Origin of the sequence: Pigmentiphaga sp. (assembly GCF_019689535.1) — a bacterium.
GTDB lineage: Bacteria > Pseudomonadota > Gammaproteobacteria > Burkholderiales > Burkholderiaceae_B > Pigmentiphaga.
In genome coordinates this window covers 1-5042 of the sequence record NZ_JADGHH010000223.1, presented here as the reverse complement: position 1 = coordinate 5042, position 5042 = coordinate 1, and the positions used below count along the sequence as shown (strand labels likewise).

Annotated in this window: 3 protein-coding genes; all 3 read left to right on the top strand. The window is 61.6% G+C overall.

Annotated elements, in window-relative coordinates; genetic code table 11:
- Nucleotides 1–264 precede the first annotated feature (264 nt).
- A complete protein-coding gene (locus IRZ12_RS15405) occupies nt 265–3165 on the top strand; it encodes a ribonucleoside-diphosphate reductase subunit alpha (RefSeq protein WP_296470221.1) in 2901 nt (966 codons plus the stop codon).
- Between the two features lie 26 nt (nt 3166–3191).
- Nucleotides 3192–4349, top strand: a complete 1158-nt coding sequence (locus IRZ12_RS15400) for a ribonucleotide-diphosphate reductase subunit beta (RefSeq protein WP_296470218.1) — start codon at nt 3192–3194, stop codon at nt 4347–4349.
- A gap of 380 nt (nt 4350–4729) precedes the next feature.
- Nucleotides 4730–5042, top strand: a 313-nt coding sequence (locus IRZ12_RS15395) for a histone H1-like repetitive region-containing protein (RefSeq protein ID WP_296470213.1), incomplete at its 3' end; no start/stop codon positions are given.

Here is a 5042-nt window from a genome sequence, read left to right as displayed (position 1 = left end):
GCACCCCCCTAGAATTAGTGGCTTGCAGGCCGGCACACCACTAGATGTAGTGGCCGCACCGCATGGGAGGGGAAAACATGGCTTATCCAAACCAGCCCGAAGTGCGACGTCCGCTCTTGCTTCGCACTTCGCCGTTCGGCCCCGAGGCGCGTTGTCGCGCGGCCTGACGCCCTTGTGGTCCCGAATTTTTTTCCGCTTCAAATCCCCAGAACTCTCGAGTACGGCGCGGCTCACCCTCCGCGCCTTTTGCATCCAGGAGGCCTTATGCAACTCTCGACACCCTCGGCCCAACCGAACGCTGCGCCGCCCGCTGCCCAGCCCGCAACGTTCGAGGCCGAACAAACCGCATATGCCGACTACAAGGTCATCCGGCGCAACGGCGCCGTAGTCGGCTTTCAACCGAGCAAGATTTCGATTGCCCTGACCAAGGCCTTCCTCGCCGTCCACGGCGGTCAGGGCGCCGCTTCCGCGCGCGTGCGCGAGCTCGTCGAAAAGCTGACCCAGCAAGTCGTGCAGGCGCTGATTCGCCGCCAGCCCACCGGTGGCACCGTGCACATCGAAGACATCCAGGACCAAGTCGAACTAGCGCTGATGCGCTCGGGCGAACATGACGTCGCGCGCGCGTACGTGCTGTATCGGGAAAAGCGCGCCCAGGAACGCGCGCAGAAGCAGCAGGCTGAAGCCGAGCAGCCCGTCCTGCATGCGACCGAGAACGGCCTGCGCATCCCGCTCGACCCGCAACATCTGCAAAACATCATCCGCGCCGCGTGCACGGGCCTGGAAGAATTCGTCTCGGCCGAGGCCATTTTCAAGGAAACCGTCAAGAACCTGTACGACGGCGTTTCCACTGACGAGATCTTCAAGTCCGCCATTCTCGCGGCGCGCTCTTACCTGGAAAAAGACCCGGCCTATAGCAAGGTCACGGCACGCCTCTTGCTGCACACCATCCGCAAGGAGGTGCTGGGCGAGGAGGTCGAACAAAGCGCCATGGCGACCCGCTATGCCAAATATTTCCCTCAGTTCATCGCCCGCGGCATCGAAGGCGGGCTGCTTGATCCGCGCCTGGCCACGTTCGACCTGGCGCGCCTGGGTGCTGCGCTGGACCACGAGCGCGACCTGCAATTCACCTACCTCGGGCTGCAGACGCTCTACGACCGCTATTTCCTGCACATCCAGGGCAAGCGCATCGAACTGCCGCAGGCCTTCTTCATGCGCGTCGCCATGGGTCTGGCGCTCCAAGAGAAGGATCGCGAGGGGCGGGCCATCGAGTTCTACCGGATCCTGTCGTCGTTCGACTTCATGAGCTCGACGCCGACCCTCTTCAACTCGGGCACCCTGCACTCGCAGCTGTCGTCGTGCTACCTGACCACCGTTTCCGATAGCCTCGAAGGCATCTACGACGCCATCAAGGAAAACGCGCTGCTGGCCAAGTACGCTGGCGGCCTGGGCAACGACTGGACGCCCGTGCGGGCGCTGCGCAGCCACATCAAAGGCACCAACGGCGAAAGCCAGGGCGTCGTGCCCTTCCTGAAGGTCGTCAACGATACGGCCGTCGCGGTCAACCAAGGCGGCAAGCGCAAGGGCGCCGTGTGCACGTACCTGGAAACCTGGCACCTGGACATCGAGGAATTCCTGGAGCTGCGCAAGAACACCGGCGACGAGCGCCGCCGCACGCACGACATGAACACGGCCAACTGGATTCCCGACCTGTTCATGAAGCGCGTCATGGAAAACGCCGAGTGGACCCTGTTCTCGCCCTCGGACTGCCCCGACCTGCACGACAAAGTCGGCAAGGAGTTCGAAAAGGCCTACCTCGCCTATGAGGAAAAGGTCGCCCGCGGCGAACTGAAGCTGTACAAGAAGATCCCGGCCGTCACCCTGTGGCGGAAGATGCTGTCGATGCTGTTCGAGACCGGCCATCCGTGGATCACCTTCAAGGACCCGTGCAACATCCGCTCGCCGCAACAGCACGTGGGCGTGGTCCACAGCTCCAACCTGTGCACCGAAATTACGCTCAATACCAGCGAGACGGAGATCGCGGTCTGCAACCTGGGCTCGGTCAACCTGGTTGCACACCTGAAGACCAACGCCGACGGCACGGTCGAACTCGATCACGAAAAGCTCCGCCGCACCATCCGTGTCGCCATGCGCATGCTCGACAACGTGATCGACATCAACTACTACGCCGTCGACAAGGCCCGCAACTCCAACCTGCGCCATCGTCCGGTTGGCTTAGGCATCATGGGCTTCCAGGACGCCCTGCACATCATGCGGGTGCCGTACGCATCCGAAGCGGCGGTGGAGTTCGCCGATCGCTCGATGGAAGCCGTGTGCTACTACGCTTACCTCGCCTCGACCGAATTGGCCGAAGAGCGCGGGCGCTATTCCACGTTCGAAGGCTCGCTCTGGGATCGCGGCATTCTTCCGCAAGACACGATCAAGATGCTCCGCGAAGAGCGTGGCGGTTATGTGGATGTGGACGAAAGCTCGTCCTTGGACTGGAATGCGTTGCGTGAGCGCATCAAACTGCACGGCATGCGCAATTCCAATTGCGTCGCTATTGCCCCGACGGCAACGATTTCCAATATCATTGGCGTATCTGCGTGCATTGAACCGACTTATCAAAACTTGTACGTCAAATCGAATCTGTCCGGCGAATTCACGATCGTCAACGATTACTTGGTGCGTGACCTCAAGAAACTCGGTTTGTGGGACGAGGTAATGATCGCAGACCTGAAGTACTTCGACGGAAGTCTCGCCAAGATCGATCGGGTTCCTCCCGAGCTTCGCAAGCTGTACGCGACGGCCTTCGAGATCGAACCCCGCTGGCTCGTGGAATGCGCAGCACGCCGTCAGAAGTGGATCGACCAGTCGCAATCGCTCAACATCTACATGGCGGGTGCGTCGGGCAAGAAACTCGATGAAACGTACAAGCTGGCTTGGCAGCGCGGGCTGAAAACCACGTACTACCTGCGCACCCTGGGTGCGACCAGCGCTGAGAAATCGACCGGCCGCGGCGGCGAGCTGAACGCCGTGCCCACGGTACCGTCCAATGCGGGCTTGTCCGCGGCGGGCACCAATCTCCCGGAACCGGAAATCGTCGGGGCGGTATGTACCATGAAACCGGGTGACCCCGGCTTCGAAGAGTGCGAAGCTTGCCAATAATCCCCGCTGAATACCGGAGTCGATCTATGTTGTCTTGGGACGAAGAAGTTTCCCCCTCCAAGCCGGCGCCTCAGCTCGCAGGAGCTGCCGCGCTCGGCCAACACGCAGCCGCGTTCGACGAGGTCGCGCTGGCTGCGGGCGCCGCGGCGCCCGCGGACGCCACCTCGCGTCGCGTGAATATTGCCGACAAGCGCATCATCAACGGGAAGACGGACGTCAACCAGCTGGTCCCGTTCAAGTACAAGTGGGCCTGGGAGAAGTACCTGGCCACCTGCGCCAACCACTGGATGCCGCAGGAAATCAACATGTCGCGCGACATCGCGCTGTGGAAGAACCCGAACGGCCTGACCGAAGACGAGCGCCGCATCGTCAAGCGCAACCTCGGGTTCTTCGTCACGGCCGACTCGCTCGCCGCGAACAACATCGTGTTGGGCACCTACCGCCACATCACGGCGCCGGAGTGCCGGCAGTTCCTGCTGCGCCAGGCCTTCGAAGAGGCGATCCACACGCACGCCTACCAATACATCGTCGAGAGCCTGGATCTGGACGAGTCGGAGATCTTCAACGCCTATAACGAGATCCCGTCCATCCGCGCGAAGGACGAATTCCTGATCCCGTTCATCGACGTCATCGCCGACCCGACCTTCAAGACCGGTACGCCGGAGGCCGACCAGAAGCTGCTCAAGTCGCTGATCGTCTTCGCCTGCCTGATGGAAGGCCTGTTCTTCTACGTCGGGTTCACGCAGATCCTGGCGCTGGGCCGTCAAAACAAGATGACGGGCGCTGCCGAGCAGTACATGTACATCCTCCGGGACGAGTCCATGCACTGCAACTTCGGCATCGACCTCATCAACACGATCAAACTCGAGAACCCTCATCTGTGGACGCCCGAGTTCCGCGAGGAAATCCGCGGCCTCTTCCGCAAGGCAGTCGAGCTCGAATACGCATATGCCGAAGACACCATGCCGCGCGGCGTGCTGGGGTTGAACGCGCCCATGTTCAAGTCGTACCTGCGCTTCATCGCCAACCGTCGCTGCCAGCAGATCGGCATCGAGCCGCTGTTCCCGCAGGAAGAGAACCCCTTCCCATGGATGGCGGAAATGATCGACTTGAAGAAAGAACGCAACTTCTTTGAAACCCGTGTGATCGAGTACCAGACTGGCGGAGCGCTGAGCTGGGACTAGACACACGCAAACAGGATCAGGCGCCCATCGGGCGCCCGGCAGGGCCCGGACAGGTTCAGACGCGGGCGCGAGGGGCAAAGGCCCCCGCCCAGCGCGCCGTCCGGCCCCTGCGCATGCTGCTTTGTAGAATGCGAAGCGGCGGCGACCGGGCGAACGAGGCGTCATCCGGCAGGCGGACGACCGCCTGCCAAGTCATTCGACATGGGTCGCACCGGTTGCGGGGTATGTCGAATGGCTGTGTGCAGCATTCATTAGCGCAAACTGATTCCGCTGTGGAGGCAGTTGATCGACAGCAGGGCTTGCGCCGATGAATAGCCCGTGAGGATGGTCCGAGCGGGTTCGTGTTCTGGGTCCCTGAACGTCTCGTAAAGGAGCAGACCATGGCGACAGCCAAGAAGGCCGCGAAGAAGGCGGCAGCCAAGAAAGCCCCGGCCAAAAAGGCGGCAGTCAAGAAAGTAGCAGCGAAGAAGGCTCCGGCCAAGAAAGCCGCTGTAAAGAAAGTCGCAGCGAAGAAGGCGCCGGCCAAGAAAGCCGCTGTGAAGAAAACCGCTGCCAAGAAGGCCCCGGCCAAGAAAGCTGCAGTGAAGAAGACCGCGGCCAAGAAAGCCCCGGCCAAGAAGGCTGCAGTGAAGAAAACCGCTGCCAAGAAGGCCCCGGCCAAGAAGGCTGCAGTGAAGAAGACCGCGGCCAAGA